This is a genomic window from Pseudoalteromonas sp. MMG006 (genome assembly GCF_018101025.1).
Taxonomy (GTDB): domain Bacteria; phylum Pseudomonadota; class Gammaproteobacteria; order Enterobacterales; family Alteromonadaceae; genus Pseudoalteromonas.
On the sequence record NZ_JAGJEJ010000005.1, the window covers coordinates 121,241 to 136,200 of the forward strand.

Here is a 14,960-nt window from a genome sequence, read left to right on the forward strand (position 1 = left end):
AATGCAGATTAAAATACGCAAAATTACTATTTTATGAGCGTTATAAATGTCACATCCTGCCTGCCCACAGTGCCAATCTGAATATGTTTACGAAGACCAACAACTGCTTATGTGCCCTGAATGCGCCTATGAATGGAACCCAAATACGACAAGCGATGAAGACGCAATTTTAGTTAAAGATGCCAACGGCACCCTACTTACTGATGGCGATAAAGTAACCGTAGCCAAAGATTTAAAAATTAAAGGCAGCTCGCAAGTTATTAAAATTGGCACCAAAGCGGTCGTAAGGCGTGTGCTTGATAAAAAAGATCACGAGCTAGATTGTAAAGTAGATGGCATTGGCGAAATGATGGTCACAGCGAAGTTTGTGAAAAAGGCTAACTAGCTGGGTAAGCCGGATAAATGGCGGAGCCATCCTGCATGTCTCGCCAAAAAGATCGAAATGATTGATTTTATTTAGTTATTGGTGAGCATTCGTTAACAGCCGCTAAACCCAAGTCTATGTGAGCAACAATATAACCATATTCCTTCTTTGACAATTTGCCAGTTTTGTACTGCTCTTTTGCCGACTTATGGTTCCATGACTCACCACATTTTGGCTCTGGAATTTGAAGATCTAGGGTAAGTAGGTATTCCTTTTCTTTATCTATGGAATACCCTTTTTTCACAGAGCTTTTCGCGCAAAGGCTAAGTGCATATTCAACCGCAAACTTGTCAACGCTTGGTAAACCAACAAACTCCACATCACACCCTAAAACACGTTCGCCAGAAGCCTTCGTGTAATAAAGCTTTCCTGTAGTGCAAGCTGATAATAAAAAGATCATCGCAGATATTAATAAAAACCTATGAATCAAAATACTACCTTGTTTACCTAAAACCCCAATGATGGGAAAATGTTGATGAAAGAAAAAGTGAATTTTTTGTCCTTAAAGATTAGCTTGTTATTTAGCACTATTACAGGACCACTGTAACTGGATATACAGCAATATGTGAACAATTAAACTTAATATTGAAATGCGAAATATAGAATTAATATCTAGCTCTTGGGTATCTAAATAATTACCAATTGCATAAGAAACAATTAAGGTCAAAGTACTCAACACAGAGAAAAACACTGCTTTTAAGCATTTATTAAGCTGTATATTTTCCAACCTGGAAAATACATAAACTGAAAAGACAATAGTCGGTAACAGAAAGAACATGTAGAGCGGAATTAAAGCATTTTCATATTTATTTTCCAGTAAAGAATCAATAATTATGTATATTGCTGTAGTAAAATACATCAAAGATGCAAACTTTAATGTTGATTTTAGATTCGATTTAAATTGATTCAAATGCACCTCATACCAGAAAGATGTTAAACGTGCGAACTAAACTGCTTTAAACAGCTGTCTACACTATAGTGTTTAAGCAAAACTACACTAGCAAACTACTTTTCCACTTGGCTATCATTTTTAGGGGGCGTTAGAGACATTACATTTGATCATAAACCAATTTGGTTCATTTTCACTAAGCAGTTTGAATCCCATATCCTCTTCACCTAAATAGCAAAGTTTTGTATTTGAAGGGTCACCATAGGAAAAGTAGCCTTCTTGATGGTTTCCACTTTCGGAATAGGAAAAAGCTTTTCTAACAAACCAGACTTCATCAAAGTATTGAAGCCAAAGCACTTTAATTCCTTTACTTTTTGCAAATGCAATGAATGTATTAAGTCTTTTATCAGTAACTTCTATTTTGCTTTTTACTCCTTTCATTGAAACGACACTTACTTGTATATTTCGCCCTTCACCTTCGTCAACCCATTGAATAACCGAAAAGTTTTGCTTCTCAGCAAGGTTAATTAACTGCTTTAGATCTCGATGATGCTCTGACAAAAAATCTTCAGCTCTTTTTACTGAGCTTTCTTTGAATGGATTAAGATCATCAGAACACCCAAATATTAAAAATCCAAAAGCAAAAATAGTGAGCAGTTTCATAGGCTTCTTACGCTTACAATATTCCATATAACAACCTAACGCTCGCCATCACTGGACTACTGGCGTTACAGCCACAAGCTGCTCTCTTGGTAACTTAGAAAAGGGTTTGTACCGCTAATACGGTAATCTGTAAAGATGCTTTCGAGGCTACTCTTCGCAATCTGAACAAAAAAACCGGTTGGGTAGACTAGCTCCCATCTGTTGCTGAAAATTAAACCACTCACAGGGTCTATATCGGATAGCATTGAAACCTCTTGATAGTAAGGAGCAAACTCCATTCTGAAAGGGGACTCTGCCCCTGTGCCAGGCAAGCTGAACTCGTGAGCCAGTTTGTTCCTATACATCCAAAGCATATTTTTATGCGTGAATTTGGATGGTAGAAATTTCCCATCGAGTTTTTCTGGTTGATCAATACTCTGGTGCGGCCACTCAGCAAGAACCTCCTGAAGTGTCGGGTCAGCTTCTAGCCCTTTATGGCTTGACAACAGTCCGTTCGAAACAGCGAACCTCTTGTGCTTCTCAGTTTGCGCCCAACAGTTAAGAGCTGAGAAGGAACTAGGTACCTGAGAGAGACCGTCGAGAACGCCACAAAGCTGTAACAAACTAACCCTGTCATGATATGCCCAGCCAGAGTGCTTAGATACGGTTTGTCGATAGCGCTTTCCCACAGCAGTCTCATTAGGAAAAGCGGCAATCGAAAGGGAATCAAAAATTGAACAAAGCAGAAGTTTTGCCGGAAGTCCTTGGTGACAACGGTTAGATTTAGACAAAGCAGCGGCAATCATAGCCCTGTTATAAGTTCGAAACCTATAAATTTTTTCTTCAACCTTTTCCACCAACGCCCTCCAATAGCTAACACCTCATTAAACACCATTTCGGTGGTTTATAACACACCAAAACGGAGCATATTTCATCACTCAATAATTCCACCAAACAACTCTAATGTAAACAATTAATTACGTATGTTACAAAGTCTCTGTTGGTAAAAGACACCTAAACTGCTTTTAATAATGTTATGAGACAAAATTGGCTTTGTCGGATGGCGCTTCGCTTATCCGACCTACATATAAAACCAATGTTTTATAAAATTTCTACCACATCATATTCATGGCTTTTGCCTGCAATACTTAGGCTTACTTCATCGTCAAACTGCTTGCCTAAAAGTTGTTTACCCAGCGGTGCTTCGGGTGTAACAACTTGAATAGTTTGCTCTTTTACTTCAACCGTTAAGCCGCCTGCGGCTGGCCCTAAATAAAACCATTTTTGTGAGGCACTTTCATCTTCCAAACAAACGAGTGAGCTTATAATCACTTTATTATGATTGGGCTCTTTATAAATGGCTTCAAACTGTTTAATGCTTTTGTAGCATTCGTTTACACGCTCGGCTTGGCCTTGTGCTAAATAAGCGGCTTCGAGTCCTAGTGTGTCGTATTGTGTTTCTGCAACGCTTTCTTCGTGAGTTGCGGCGTCGTGCGCGGCTTTGGCAGCTTGTTTTGCGCTGTTTAATTGTGCTTCAAGTGCAAATTTAAGGTGTTCAATTACGTGGGTTTTATTCATGAGGGAGCGCTAATAACCAATACTGTAAACTATGTGGTTAATTTTAACGTTATAAGGCGCTTAAAACCATTATTTTAAGCGCCGTTATGTTTACTTAGTTATGTAAACCCAAATTTATGGCATATCCATTAATGCTTGGGTTTTTACATCTAGTTTTTCTTCGTAGTTTTTAGCACTTAACCCTAAAAGCTCTGGTAAGGTAGCCGCAATACAAATAGAAGAAAACGTACCCACTACAATGCCAGTAAATAATGCAATGGCAAAGCCCTGTAATGGTGCGCCTGCGAGTAACCAAACGCTGGCAACCGTTGCAAGTGTGGTACCCGATGTAATAAGTGTGCGTGTTAAAGTACTTTTTATCGCGCTATTTATAATACTTGCAGGGCTAAGTGCATTATTAGATTTAACACGTAAAAGCTCGCGTACTCTATCACCTACTATTATTGAGTCGTTAAGTGAGTAACCTATAATGGCGAGTAAACTGGCAAGTACGGTTAAATTAAACTCAAGTTGTAATAGCGAAAATAGCCCCAGCACAAGTAATAAATCATGTACTAACGCAACTACTGAGCCTACGGCTAAACGCCATTCAAACCGTACAGCTAAATAAAGCATTACTGCAATCATAGCTGAAAACAGGGCTAAACAACCTTGCTCAAACAGTTCATCACCCACTTGTGATCCAATATACGCTGACGATAAAACCTCTGCGTTTATATCTGCGTTTTGAGTAACTGCATTTTGCCAATCACTTCGGTCACTGTTTACAGAATCGCTAGGCGCTTCGCGTAGTTGATAATGGCTATTGCCTTGCGCGGTTAGCTCAAACTCACCATTGTGATTTTTAGTAATAAACGATTTAAGCTCTTTTAGCTCAACACTTTGGCTGGTGGTAAACTCCGTTAGGTAGCCACCGGTAAAGTCTAGGCCAAAATTAAGCCCTTTTTGACTAAGCGTAAATACCGATAGCAATACAAGTATGGCGCTCAAAAGCATGCCTGAAAAACGCAGACGCGTGCCCGCCTCGCCCTTTAAAAAAGTGTTAAGCATGTGCATTTACTCCTGCTTTTTTAGCCATTTTTAAATATAACGTTTGGCTTAATATTTTTGATACGTACACACCTGTAAATACAGAGGTTATTAAACCAAGTGCCAATGTTATGGCAAAGCCTTTAACTGGCCCGTAACCTATGCCGTATAAAATAAGCGCGGTGATCATAGTGGTTATATTGGCATCAAATATCGTATTGGCCGCCTGTTTATACCCCTCTTGAATTGCTTGGTATGGCGTACGCCCTTTACGGCGCTCTTCTTTAATTCGTTCAAATATAATAACGTTGGTATCTACCGCCATACCAATAGTGAGCACAAGCCCAGCAATACCCGGAAGGGTTAATACAACCCCCGGTAATAACGACATTAGGCCAACGAGCGACGTTAAATTTAACAGCAGCGCTACGTTTGCAATAAGCCCTAAGCGGCGATACCACAGCGCCATAAAGGCAAGTGTAATACCCATACCAAGCATTAATGCAGCTAAACCATTACTAATATTTTCGCTGCCAAGGCTTGGCCCTATTGTTTGTTCATGCACTATTGTTACTGGCGCGGTTAGTGAGCCTGCTCGTAATAACAGGGCTAAATCGGCCGCTGCTTGCTGGCTTTTCATATTGGTAATGCTAAAACGTGAACTTAAATGCTGAGCAATATTAGCCACGTTTATAACTTCACTTTTTTTAACGGTTTCACCGCTTGCGTTTTGAGAGTACTCAGAGTAAACCGTGGCCATAGGCTTACCAATATTAGCTTTTGAAAACGTCGACATGGCATCGCCGCCTTGCCCATCTAGGCTAAGTTGCACAAGGGGTTTACCCCAGTCATCGCGCCCTATGTTGGCATTATTAATATGATCGCCGGTAAAAATAGGCACAGGATCAAGGTTTATGGTGCCACCAGACTGCATATTAAATGTTTTGCCACCCACTTCTTTTAACTGATAAAACCCAAGTGATGCAGTCGCGCCAATAATGCGCTTTGCCTCGGTTGGGTCTTGCACGCCTGGTAGCTCAATACGTATACGCTGTTTACCTTGACGCTGTGTTACGGCTTCGGTAATACCTAATTCTTCAATGCGTGAGCGAAGCGTAGTAAGCGTTTGGCTCATTACTTCTTTATCAAAGTTGCTGCGCCCTTGCTCTGAGTAGCTAAATTTTGCATTTTTAACATTGCCATTGCTGGTTGTTGTGACAGCTAAATTAGCAAAACGACTTTGTAGCTCATCAATCACTGGGTTAAGTTTTTGCACCGCATTAGGCAGAGCGTTGATTTCAAAGCCATGCTCAGTTTGCTGCGCTTTAAGACCGTGCGCTTTTTGCTTAACTATAATTGACTTAGCTTGCTGATACGCACTCACTAATTGCTCACCAACAGCTTTATCTAAATCTACGTCGAGTACAAATAACACGCCACCGTTTAAATCAAGGCCTAGCTTTATAGGCGATAAACCAAATTCTTGTAGCCATAATGGGCTTGTAGCATGCTCTACAATTTTAACTTGTGTGTTTGGGTACTGCGCCTTTATGGCCGCTTGCGCTTGGGCGCTTTTAGTTGGCTCGTTTAACAGAATATTTATAGTTGATTGCTTATCAAGCCCTTGCTCTACTTCTAATCCTTGGTTATTTAAAAAAGTAACTAATGTTTTAGTGCTTGGCACGACTTGTGTTTCACTATGTGGCGCGTTGCTTACATGCAACCACGATTTATTAGGATATAAGTTAGGTAGTGCGCTAATGGCTAATAAAACCAACACAATAAGCATGGCTATATAGCTCAATTTAAATTTAGCCATAAATGGCTTTTGATCTTTTTTTACACTTAACATGATTTTTCCTTATTGCCATAAAATTACTGGCAACGTGCTTTTTAAAGCACAATTAATCTCAAGGCTTAAACGTAAAACGTTAAAACCTAATAAAAATTAAATAAGAAAAATTAAGTGTGGTAAGTAGTTACAGCTCTATAGAGTAAGTTGGCATCTTTCCAGCCACTTAAACGGGATTTTTTACTATTGTGCACAAACGTATACCAAGGCTGAATAACGTTTACCGCTTGAGGGCGTAAAAATATTTGCCTAACAAGATGCTGCGCAAAAAACTCATAAACAACGTCGTATTCTGGTTCATTTTGTACACTATGCAAAAAAAACGATGAATTGTTAGCTGTTAGACGTGGCTGGTGAGCTGAAAAGTCAGTTTGATGCGTTTTTTTATGCGTAGGTACGCCTGCAGACTCTGTGACAGGCTCTGTTTTAGTTATATCAACGGCATCTGTAAATAAAATATGTGAACTTACAGCAGGGTTTAAATTTTGTGTTGTTTGCGCAGCGTTACTCTGCACACTAAAAAGTGCAGCAAGTAGCAAAAAGGCAGTTATAAACACACGAAATTTAAACATGATTATTTTAAAACTAAAATAAGGGATGCGTAGTATATAAGGGCAAGTATTTAAAATACAATGCATATCTATTTAGTATTCAATTTAATTTTACCGAGGCTTTTAATGCGCTCCAAGCACAGTACAGAAAAACGCGCCGACGCCATGACCTTAAAACAAAGCATTAAAACGCTATGGCCTTACATTACTAAATTTAAAGGGCGAGTATTTATTGCTCTATTAGCGCTTATTGGTGCTAAAGGCGCAACCCTTTTAATGCCTTGGGCGCTAAAAGAGATTATCGACTCGGTAGATAAATCAATTAATCCAATTTTAGTTATTCCCGCGTTACTACTGCTTATGTATGGTGGACTTAGGTTTGCAAGTGTTTTTTTAGGCGAAGTACGCGATGCGGTGTTCTCTCGTGTAACAGAGCACGCTATGCGCGATATTGGTTTAAAAGTTTTTAAACATTTACACTCGCTTGAGCTTGCCTTTCATTTAGATAGACAAACCGGCGGAATAAGCCGCGATATAGAACGCGGTACAAGCGGGTTAAGCTTTTTAATGCGTTTTTTAATGTTTAACATTGTACCAACCCTGTTTGAAATACTCACCGTTGCTATTATTTTTGGGACGCTATTTTCTGTTTGGTTTGCGTTAATAACCTTATTAGCGGTTGCTATTTATATTACCTTTACCGTAAAAGTAACGCAGTGGCGAAACCGCTTTATACGCGAGGCAAACGCTGCTGATAATTTAAGTAATACCCGCGCTATAGACAGCCTTCTTAACTACGAGACAGTAAAATACTTTAATAACGAAGAATTTGAGGCCAAAACATACGACTCATTTTTAGCAAACTGGGAAACCGCCCGTTTAAAAAATAGAATGTCGTTACTTGCGCTTAATTCTGGCCAGGCATTAATTATTGCCAGTGCTATAACGGCGCTTATGTGGTTAGGCGCCAAAGAAGTGGTAACAGGCGCTTTAACAATTGGTGAACTTGTAATGATAAATGCATACATGATCCAATTATTTTTACCGCTTAACTTTTTGGGATTTGTATATCGTGAAATAAGGCGCGCTCTTACCGATTTAGAAAACATGCTGGGCTTACTTAATAAAAAGCCGCAGGTAACTGAGCAGCCTAATGCCCAAAACCTAATACTTACCAACGGCGACATAGCGTTTAAGAATGTGAGCTTTAGTTACAATGCTAGTCGTCCAATACTCAATGATATTAGCTTTAAAATAAAAGCAGGCAGTAAAGTAGCGGTTGTAGGAGCAAGTGGCGCAGGTAAAAGCTCATTAGCACGGTTACTTTATCGCTTTTACGATGTGAGCTCGGGCACTATTACTATAGATAACCAAGCCATAGATTCAGTTACACTTAATAGCCTGCGTAGCGCCATTGCTATAGTGCCACAAGACACTGTGTTATTTAACACCACTATACGTGAAAACATAGCCTATGGCAGGCCATCAGCGAGCGATGCTGAAATAGATAAAGCCATTGAAATGGCACACTTAAAAGACTTTATTTCAACATTAGAAAACGGCGATAAAACACTGGTTGGCGAACGAGGTTTAAAAGTATCAGGCGGTGAAAAACAACGTATTGCAATCGCACGCGCTATTTTAAAACGCTCCCCTGTTTTAATATTTGATGAAGCAACCTCAGCACTCGACTCGCACGCTGAGCAAGCAATATTAAATGCAATGCGTGCAGTTACTCAAAACCATACTAGCGTGGTGATTGCTCATAGGCTCTCTACCATTATCGACGCCGATAACATACTGGTTTTTAACAAAGGAAAACTAGTTGAGCAAGGCACGCATTCAACACTTTTATTACAAAATGGCCAATATGCTCAAATGTGGCAATTACAACAGCAGGAAGATTAATTAACCCTATTTACTGGCGATAAGGCCGCTTTACCTTTAGAATACCGCCTTGCAATTTTATTCTATTATTTAAATACATTAAGGCGAAACGCAGATGGGAAGAGCTTACCAAAACAAAAAAGATTCAATGGCTAAAACTGCGGGTGCTAAAACTAAAGTTTACTCTAAGTACGGTAAAGAAATTTATATTTGTGCTAAAAATGGCGGTGTAGATACAGATGGTAATCTATCATTACGCCGTTTAATTGAACGTGCAAAAAAAGACCAAGTACCAGCACACGTAATTGAGCGCGCAATTGAAAAAGCAAAAGGTGGTGGCGGTGAAGATTACGCAGCAACTCGTTACGAAGGCTACGGCCCAGGTAACTGTATGATTATTGTTGATTGTTTAACCGATAACAACAAACGTACCTTTGCTGATGTACGTGTTTGTTTTACTAAAGCAAATGCTAAAATTGGCGCACAAAATTCGGTTTCTCATTTATTTGATCACCTTGCTATTTTTGTTTTTGACGGTGATGACGACGAAGCTGTCCTAGAAGCATTAATGATGGCTGATGTAGATGTAACAGATGTAGAAGTAGAAGGCGGCAAAGTAACTGTTTTTGCTCCGCATACTGAATACAACAACACACGTACAGCACTTGAAGAAATGGGTATTACAGAGTTTGACGAAGACTTAATTGCCTTTGTTCCACAAATTGAAGCGCCTATTGAAGGTGAAGATGTTGAAGTAATGGAACGCTTTTTAGCTATGCTTGAAGATTGTGACGACGTACAAAACGTGTACCACAATGCACAATTTTAAAGCTTAGTAGATAAGAACGACTTTAAGCCAACAGTGATGTTGGCTTTTTCATTTTAAAAGGCTTGTGAAAATTTATGAATACCCTTGCAGAGCTTAAAGCCGGTAAGTTAAATGGCGTAACACGCTTACAACTTGTTGAAGAGCTGACTGAATTTCCTCACGAAATTTTTACCCTTGCAGATACTTTAGAAGTACTCGATTTATCAAATAATAATTTATCGGATTTACCTACAGAATTTGCTTGTTTACACCGCTTAAAGCGCGTGTTTTTATCGTTTAACCAGTTTAAGTATATTCCTAAAGTACTCGCTAAATGCCCTGCTCTAATTATGGTCGCGTTTAAAGGTAATCAAATTTCAGAGTTTGCACTAAGCAGCCTACCAAAAAATATTGAATGGTTAATACTCACCGATAACACGTTAAGTGAATTACCCGAAGACTTTGGTAATTACACACAGCTTAAAAAGCTTGCGCTGGCTGGTAATAGCCTAAAACAATTACCTATAAGCCTGGCTAACTGTACTAATTTAGAACTTGTAAGGCTCTCTGCAAACAACTTAACAAAAATTGATGATTGGCTACTAGAATTACCAAAACTTGCTTGGCTTGCCTTTGCAGGTAATGAATTTAATAAAGCTCAGTGCTTAACTAAAAGTACTTTAAAAAATACCCCGCTTGAAAATTTTCAGCTTAAAAAAGTAATAGGCCAAGGTGCATCGGGCGTTATACACCTTGCAAATGCAGAAAATAACAATGTGGCGGTAAAGCTTTTTAAAGGAGCAATTACAAGCGATGGCTACCCACTTGATGAAGTAAACTGCTGCCTACAGGCTGGCAGTCATATTAATCTAATCAATGTATTGAGCTACATAGAGCACAGCACACAACTTGGCTTAGTAATGGAATTAATAGATACCAATTATGCAAATTTAGGTTTACCACCAAGTTTAGAAACGTGTACGCGCGATACATTTAATGACGGTTGTAATTACCCTATTGAAGCTGTTTATAAAATAGCAAAACAGATGGCAAATACGCTTGCTCACCTACATGATAATTACGTAAGCCATGGTGATATTTACGCACACAACACTATGATAAATGAACAATATGATGTTTTATTTGGCGATTTTGGTGCGGCTACAAACTTAACTATGCTTAGCGGGTATCAGCAACAGCAAATGCAGTTAATAGAAGTACGCGCTTTTGGGTGTTTTATTGAGGATTTACTAAGTACTGTTAGCACAAAAGATAAGCAAAGTGAATTGTTTGCTAAAATGTCCGATATAGCCGCACGTGCTATAAATACCGCTATTGCGTCTCGCCCAAACTTTAAAGCGCTAAGCGCTTTATTAAACGACTTAGTATAAATAAATCAAAAAAAAGCCTGCGTAATGCAGGCTTGGTTGGATAAAGCTAAACTTTTACGCGGTCGATTATAAGTACTGACCTAATGCTTTAACTTGGTCTAACATGCGGTTTGAGAAACCCCATTCGTTATCGTACCAAGCCATTACTTTAACTAGTTTGCCATCAGCTTTAGTTTGCGTTGCATCAAAAATTGATGACGCTGGGTTGTGGTTAAAATCAATAGAAACAAGCGGAAGCTCGTTGTACTCTAAGATTTCTTTCATTGAACCTGTTGCTGCGGCTTTCATTACTTCGTTGATTTCTTCAGCTGTAGTGTCACGTTTAGTGATAAACGTAAAATCAACTAAAGAAACATTGATAGTAGGTACACGTACCGACATACCGTCTAATTTACCTGCAAGCTCAGGAAGTACTAGGCCAACAGCTGCAGCAGCACCTGTTTTAGTTGGGATCATAGACTGTGTTGCACTACGTGCACGGTATAAATCTGGGTGGTAAACGTCAGATAGGTTTTGATCGTTTGTATAAGCATGAATTGTAGTCATGCTACCTTGCTCAATACCTACTGTATCGTTAATTGCTTTTGCAATTGGCGCTAAACAGTTAGTAGTACAAGAAGCGTTAGAGATAATGTTGCTATCAGTGTTAATCACGTCGCTGTTAACACCGTGTACTACAGTTGCGTCTAGATCTTTACCAGGTGCAGATACAATCACTTTTTTAGCGCCAGCTGTAATGTGCTTAGCCGCGTCTTCGCGCTTAGTGAAAAAGCCCGTACATTCTAAAACGATATCTACATTTAGCTCTTTCCACGGTAAGTTTGCAGGGTCACGCTCTTGAGTAAGCGTAATTACATCATCACCAATTAACATAGTGTTATCTGATAATGTTACTTTTTGAGAAAATTGACCATGCACTGAGTCAAACTGTGTTAAGTGTGCATTTACGTTAGCCGGTGCTAAATCGTTGATTGCTACAATTTTAATTTCACTGTTTTGTGCTGACTCGTAAAGTGCACGTAATACATTGCGACCGATACGGCCATAACCGTTAATTGCTACATTAATCATTTTAGACTCCTATTTAAGTTCACTTGCTTGGCGAGCAAGCGCTTCAATGGCTTGCCAGTCTTTATTTTCAATTAGTTGTTTATCTAGCATCCACGTACCACCAACACAGATAACATTATCTAGTGCTAAGTAGTTAGGCGCGGTTGCTAAGCTAATGCCACCTGTTGGACAAAAAGTAATATGTGGTAATGGGCCACCAATAGATTTAAGCATTGCCGTTCCGCCTGCAGCTTCAGCTGGGAAGAATTTTAAAAACTTAAAACCATTGCTAGCTAACTGCATAACTTCACTTGCAGTTGCAGCGCCTGGTAAAAATGGAATATTTGACGTTTTAGCCAATTCAATAAGCTCGTCACTTACGCCCGGGCTAACCATAAAATCTGCACCGGCCTCTACTGAAGCGTCAAAGCTTGCTTTATCTACTACCGTACCAGTACCAACGAAAGCCTCTGGAACTTCTGCTTTCATAAGCTTTACAGCTTGTGCTGCAATAGGTGTACGTAGCGTGATTTCAAGGGCTTTTAAGCCGCCGTTATATAACGCTCTAGCAAGTGGTGCTGCATCTTCTAATTTTTCGATTACAACCACTGGCACTACGGGTGCCGATGCTAAGATTTTTTCAATACTCATTACTTGTTCCTCATTACCCAGTGTGTGGCAATTATTATTCAAGTCCAAAAGCACTTGCACCTAAATCGGCGCTGCTTACAATATTTCTAAATCCAGTAAATAACTCTCGGCCTGTACCAAACGTTAAGCTTGGTTGGCTAAGTTGTAGTTCACGCTTAGCAAGTTCTTCATCGCTAACATGTACTTTTAATATTCCGTTAGGCGCATCTAGAGTTACTAAATCACCTTCGTGAATTTTTGCAATAATGCCACCTTCAACAGCTTCTGGCGCTAAGTGGATTGCAGCAGGCACTTTACCTGATGCACCCGACATACGACCATCAGTAACAATGGCTACTTTAAAGCCTTCGTCTTGAAGGGTTGCCATTACCGGCGTTAATTTATGAAGCTCTGGCATACCTTTAGCTTTAGGGCCTTGCTCTTTAAGCACAGCAATAAAGTCTTGGTTTAACTCACCACGGCTATATGCCTCTTGCAGTTCGCCTTGTGAGCTAAATACTTTAGCAGGCGCTGTTACTACTTGGTGCTCGGTTGCTACAGCGGATACTTTAATTACTGCTTTACCTAAGTTGCCAGTAAGTAGTTGTAAGCCACCTTGCTTGCTAAATGGGTTGTTTATTGGGCGAAGTACTTCTTCATCTAGAGAGTTTTCAGGACAATCTACCCATTTAACTTTAGTTGGGCCATTTGAATCGCTCATGATTAAGCTTTCATCTTTATCAAGACGCGGCTCTGTCATGTACGGTGCAAGGCCATCACCTAGCATTGTTTTAACATCGGTATGTAAATAGCCAGCGCTTGCAAGTTCACGCATTAAAAAGCCCATTCCGCCTGCAGCTTGGAAGTGATTTACATCTGCTGAGCCGTTCGGGTAGATACGCGTAAGTAGTGGAACAACTTCTGATAAATCAGACATGTCTTTCCAAGTAACTTGAATACCAGCCGCTTTTGCAATAGCAACAATATGAATAGCGTGGTTAGTAGAGCCACCTGTTGAAAGTAAGCCAACTAAACCATTAATAATGGTTTTTTCGCTGATCACATCTGCTAAACATGGGCTTTCTTTATCATCTGTAAGCTGCTTAAGCATGGTTTCTACAGCATTACCTGTTAGTCCATCGCGAAGCTCTGTGTATGGGTTGATAAATGAGCTACCAGGAAGGTGTAAGCCCATTATTTCCATAAGCATTTGGTTTGAGTTAGCGGTACCGTAAAACGTACAAGTACCCGCGCTGTGGTAAGACGCGCTTTCAGCCTCTAATAAATCTTCACGACTTACTAAGCCTTGTGCAAACTTTTGACGAATACGTGCTTTTTCTTTATTTGGGATACCAGATTGCATTGGGCCTGCTGGTAAAAAGAACACAGGTAAATGGCCAAATGATAATGCGCCAATTAATAAACCTGGGACAATTTTGTCACATACGCCTAAACAAAATACGCCGTCAAATACGTCATGCGATAATGAAACCGCTGTAGACATAGCAATAACATCGCGAGAAAAAAGCGATAGTTCCATGCCGTCACGCCCTTGCGTAACACCATCACACATTGCAGGTACGCCACCAGCAACTTGTGCTGTTGCGTCGTACTTAGTTGCAAGGTCTTTAATTAAATCTGGGTAGTCTTTGTATGGCACATGAGCCGAAAGCATATCGTTATATGAGTTGATAATAGCAAGATTTGGCTGCTCATCAGCCTTTAAGCGCGCTTTGTCGTCGCTGCTACATGCAGCCATAACGTGAGCGATGTTTCCGCAGCCTAGTCCTGCACGAACTCTTGTTTGTTTTTTTGCGTGCGAAATACGATCTAAATAATCTTGACGGGTTTGTTTACTGCGTTCGATAACGCGTTGGGTGACTTCTTCAATGCGAGGGTGCAACATAATTTAGCTCATCTCTATCAGTTAGAGGAAAAAGGCTCAGTAGCAATTACAGACTCCACGTAAATAACTGCCCTGAGCATCTTTGATTTACCCGTTCAAAGGTACGCTACCAGGGAGCCTCTCACAACAACCCTGACACCGGTGTCACTGTATTAACGCATAGCATTGACACCGGTGTCAACCCTGGGTAACAAAAATAGTGTGAAATTTTAACGTGACCAATTAATGAACATAGTAATTTTAGTTTATTTACTAAAATCCGCACAAAAAAAACCCGAATAAGCGTCACTCATATTCGGGTTACTGTGAAAAACAAATAAAGT

At 39.8% G+C, this 14,960-nt stretch carries 14 protein-coding genes; 4 read left to right on the top strand and 10 right to left on the bottom strand.

Annotation, left to right across the window (positions count from 1 at the left end; translation table 11 throughout):
• Positions 1 to 46: 46 nt before the first annotated feature.
• Positions 47 to 385: a zinc ribbon domain-containing protein YjdM gene (locus J8L73_RS07430; protein WP_211015801.1), complete on the top strand. Its 339-nt coding sequence runs from the start codon at positions 47 to 49 to the stop codon at positions 383 to 385.
• Positions 386 to 452: 67 nt separating this feature from the next.
• On the opposite strand, the gene J8L73_RS07435 is transcribed toward J8L73_RS07430, so the two are convergent.
• The 7 genes from J8L73_RS07435 to J8L73_RS07465 all read right to left on the bottom strand — a co-directional run bounded on the left by J8L73_RS07435 (position 453) and on the right by J8L73_RS07465 (position 6,986).
• The gene (locus J8L73_RS07435) at positions 453 to 854 is read right to left on the bottom strand and encodes a hypothetical protein (RefSeq protein ID WP_247659597.1); all 402 of its coding nucleotides are present in this window, start codon (positions 852 to 854) and stop codon (positions 453 to 455) included.
• A 600-nt stretch (positions 855 to 1,454) separates the two neighbouring features.
• A complete protein-coding gene (locus J8L73_RS07440; protein ID WP_211015803.1) occupies positions 1,455 to 1,976 on the bottom strand; it encodes a hypothetical protein in 522 nt (173 codons plus the stop codon).
• Between the two features lie 65 nt (positions 1,977 to 2,041).
• Positions 2,042 to 2,812 (bottom strand): hypothetical protein, encoded by a 771-nt coding sequence (locus J8L73_RS07445; protein ID WP_211015805.1) that lies wholly within the window; start codon positions 2,810 to 2,812, stop codon positions 2,042 to 2,044.
• A gap of 244 nt (positions 2,813 to 3,056) precedes the next feature.
• Positions 3,057 to 3,533: a GreA/GreB family elongation factor gene (locus J8L73_RS07450; RefSeq protein WP_211015807.1), complete on the bottom strand. Its 477-nt coding sequence runs from the start codon at positions 3,531 to 3,533 to the stop codon at positions 3,057 to 3,059.
• Between the two features lie 114 nt (positions 3,534 to 3,647).
• Positions 3,648 to 4,583, bottom strand: a complete 936-nt coding sequence (secF, locus tag J8L73_RS07455; protein WP_211015809.1) for a protein translocase subunit SecF — start codon at positions 4,581 to 4,583, stop codon at positions 3,648 to 3,650.
• Positions 4,576 to 6,414 (bottom strand): protein translocase subunit SecD, encoded by a 1,839-nt coding sequence (gene secD / locus J8L73_RS07460; RefSeq protein WP_211015811.1) that lies wholly within the window; start codon positions 6,412 to 6,414, stop codon positions 4,576 to 4,578. The genes secF and secD overlap by 8 nt, the downstream gene beginning before the upstream one ends.
• 110 nt (positions 6,415 to 6,524) lie before the next feature.
• Positions 6,525 to 6,986 (bottom strand): hypothetical protein, encoded by a 462-nt coding sequence (locus J8L73_RS07465; RefSeq protein ID WP_211015813.1) that lies wholly within the window; start codon positions 6,984 to 6,986, stop codon positions 6,525 to 6,527.
• A 105-nt stretch (positions 6,987 to 7,091) separates the two neighbouring features.
• Here J8L73_RS07465 and J8L73_RS07470 point away from each other — a divergent pair, with 105 nt between their 5' ends.
• From J8L73_RS07470 to J8L73_RS07480, 3 genes are all read left to right on the top strand, one after another.
• Positions 7,092 to 8,873, top strand: a complete 1,782-nt coding sequence (locus J8L73_RS07470) for an ABC transporter ATP-binding protein/permease (RefSeq protein ID WP_211015815.1) — start codon at positions 7,092 to 7,094, stop codon at positions 8,871 to 8,873.
• Between the two features lie 94 nt (positions 8,874 to 8,967).
• Positions 8,968 to 9,681 carry a YebC/PmpR family DNA-binding transcriptional regulator gene (locus tag J8L73_RS07475; protein WP_211015817.1) on the top strand — a complete coding sequence of 238 codons (714 nt, stop codon included), beginning with the start codon at positions 8,968 to 8,970 and terminating at the stop codon, positions 9,679 to 9,681.
• Positions 9,682 to 9,755: 74 nt separating this feature from the next.
• Positions 9,756 to 11,051, top strand: a complete 1,296-nt coding sequence (locus J8L73_RS07480; protein ID WP_211015819.1) for a leucine-rich repeat-containing protein kinase family protein — start codon at positions 9,756 to 9,758, stop codon at positions 11,049 to 11,051.
• A 66-nt stretch (positions 11,052 to 11,117) separates the two neighbouring features.
• Here J8L73_RS07480 and gap read toward each other — a convergent pair whose 3' ends face one another.
• The 3 genes from gap to edd are packed head-to-tail and all read right to left on the bottom strand — an operon-like array spanning position 11,118 to position 14,637.
• Positions 11,118 to 12,122, bottom strand: coding sequence for a type I glyceraldehyde-3-phosphate dehydrogenase (gap, locus tag J8L73_RS07485; RefSeq protein ID WP_211000192.1), 1,005 nt, complete (start codon positions 12,120 to 12,122; stop codon positions 11,118 to 11,120).
• A 9-nt stretch (positions 12,123 to 12,131) separates the two neighbouring features.
• Positions 12,132 to 12,752 carry a bifunctional 4-hydroxy-2-oxoglutarate aldolase/2-dehydro-3-deoxy-phosphogluconate aldolase gene (gene eda / locus J8L73_RS07490; RefSeq protein ID WP_211015821.1) on the bottom strand — a complete coding sequence of 207 codons (621 nt, stop codon included), beginning with the start codon at positions 12,750 to 12,752 and terminating at the stop codon, positions 12,132 to 12,134.
• 34 nt (positions 12,753 to 12,786) lie between these two features.
• Positions 12,787 to 14,637, bottom strand: a complete 1,851-nt coding sequence (edd, locus tag J8L73_RS07495; protein WP_211015823.1) for a phosphogluconate dehydratase — start codon at positions 14,635 to 14,637, stop codon at positions 12,787 to 12,789.
• Between the last annotated feature and the right edge of the window lie 323 nt (positions 14,638 to 14,960).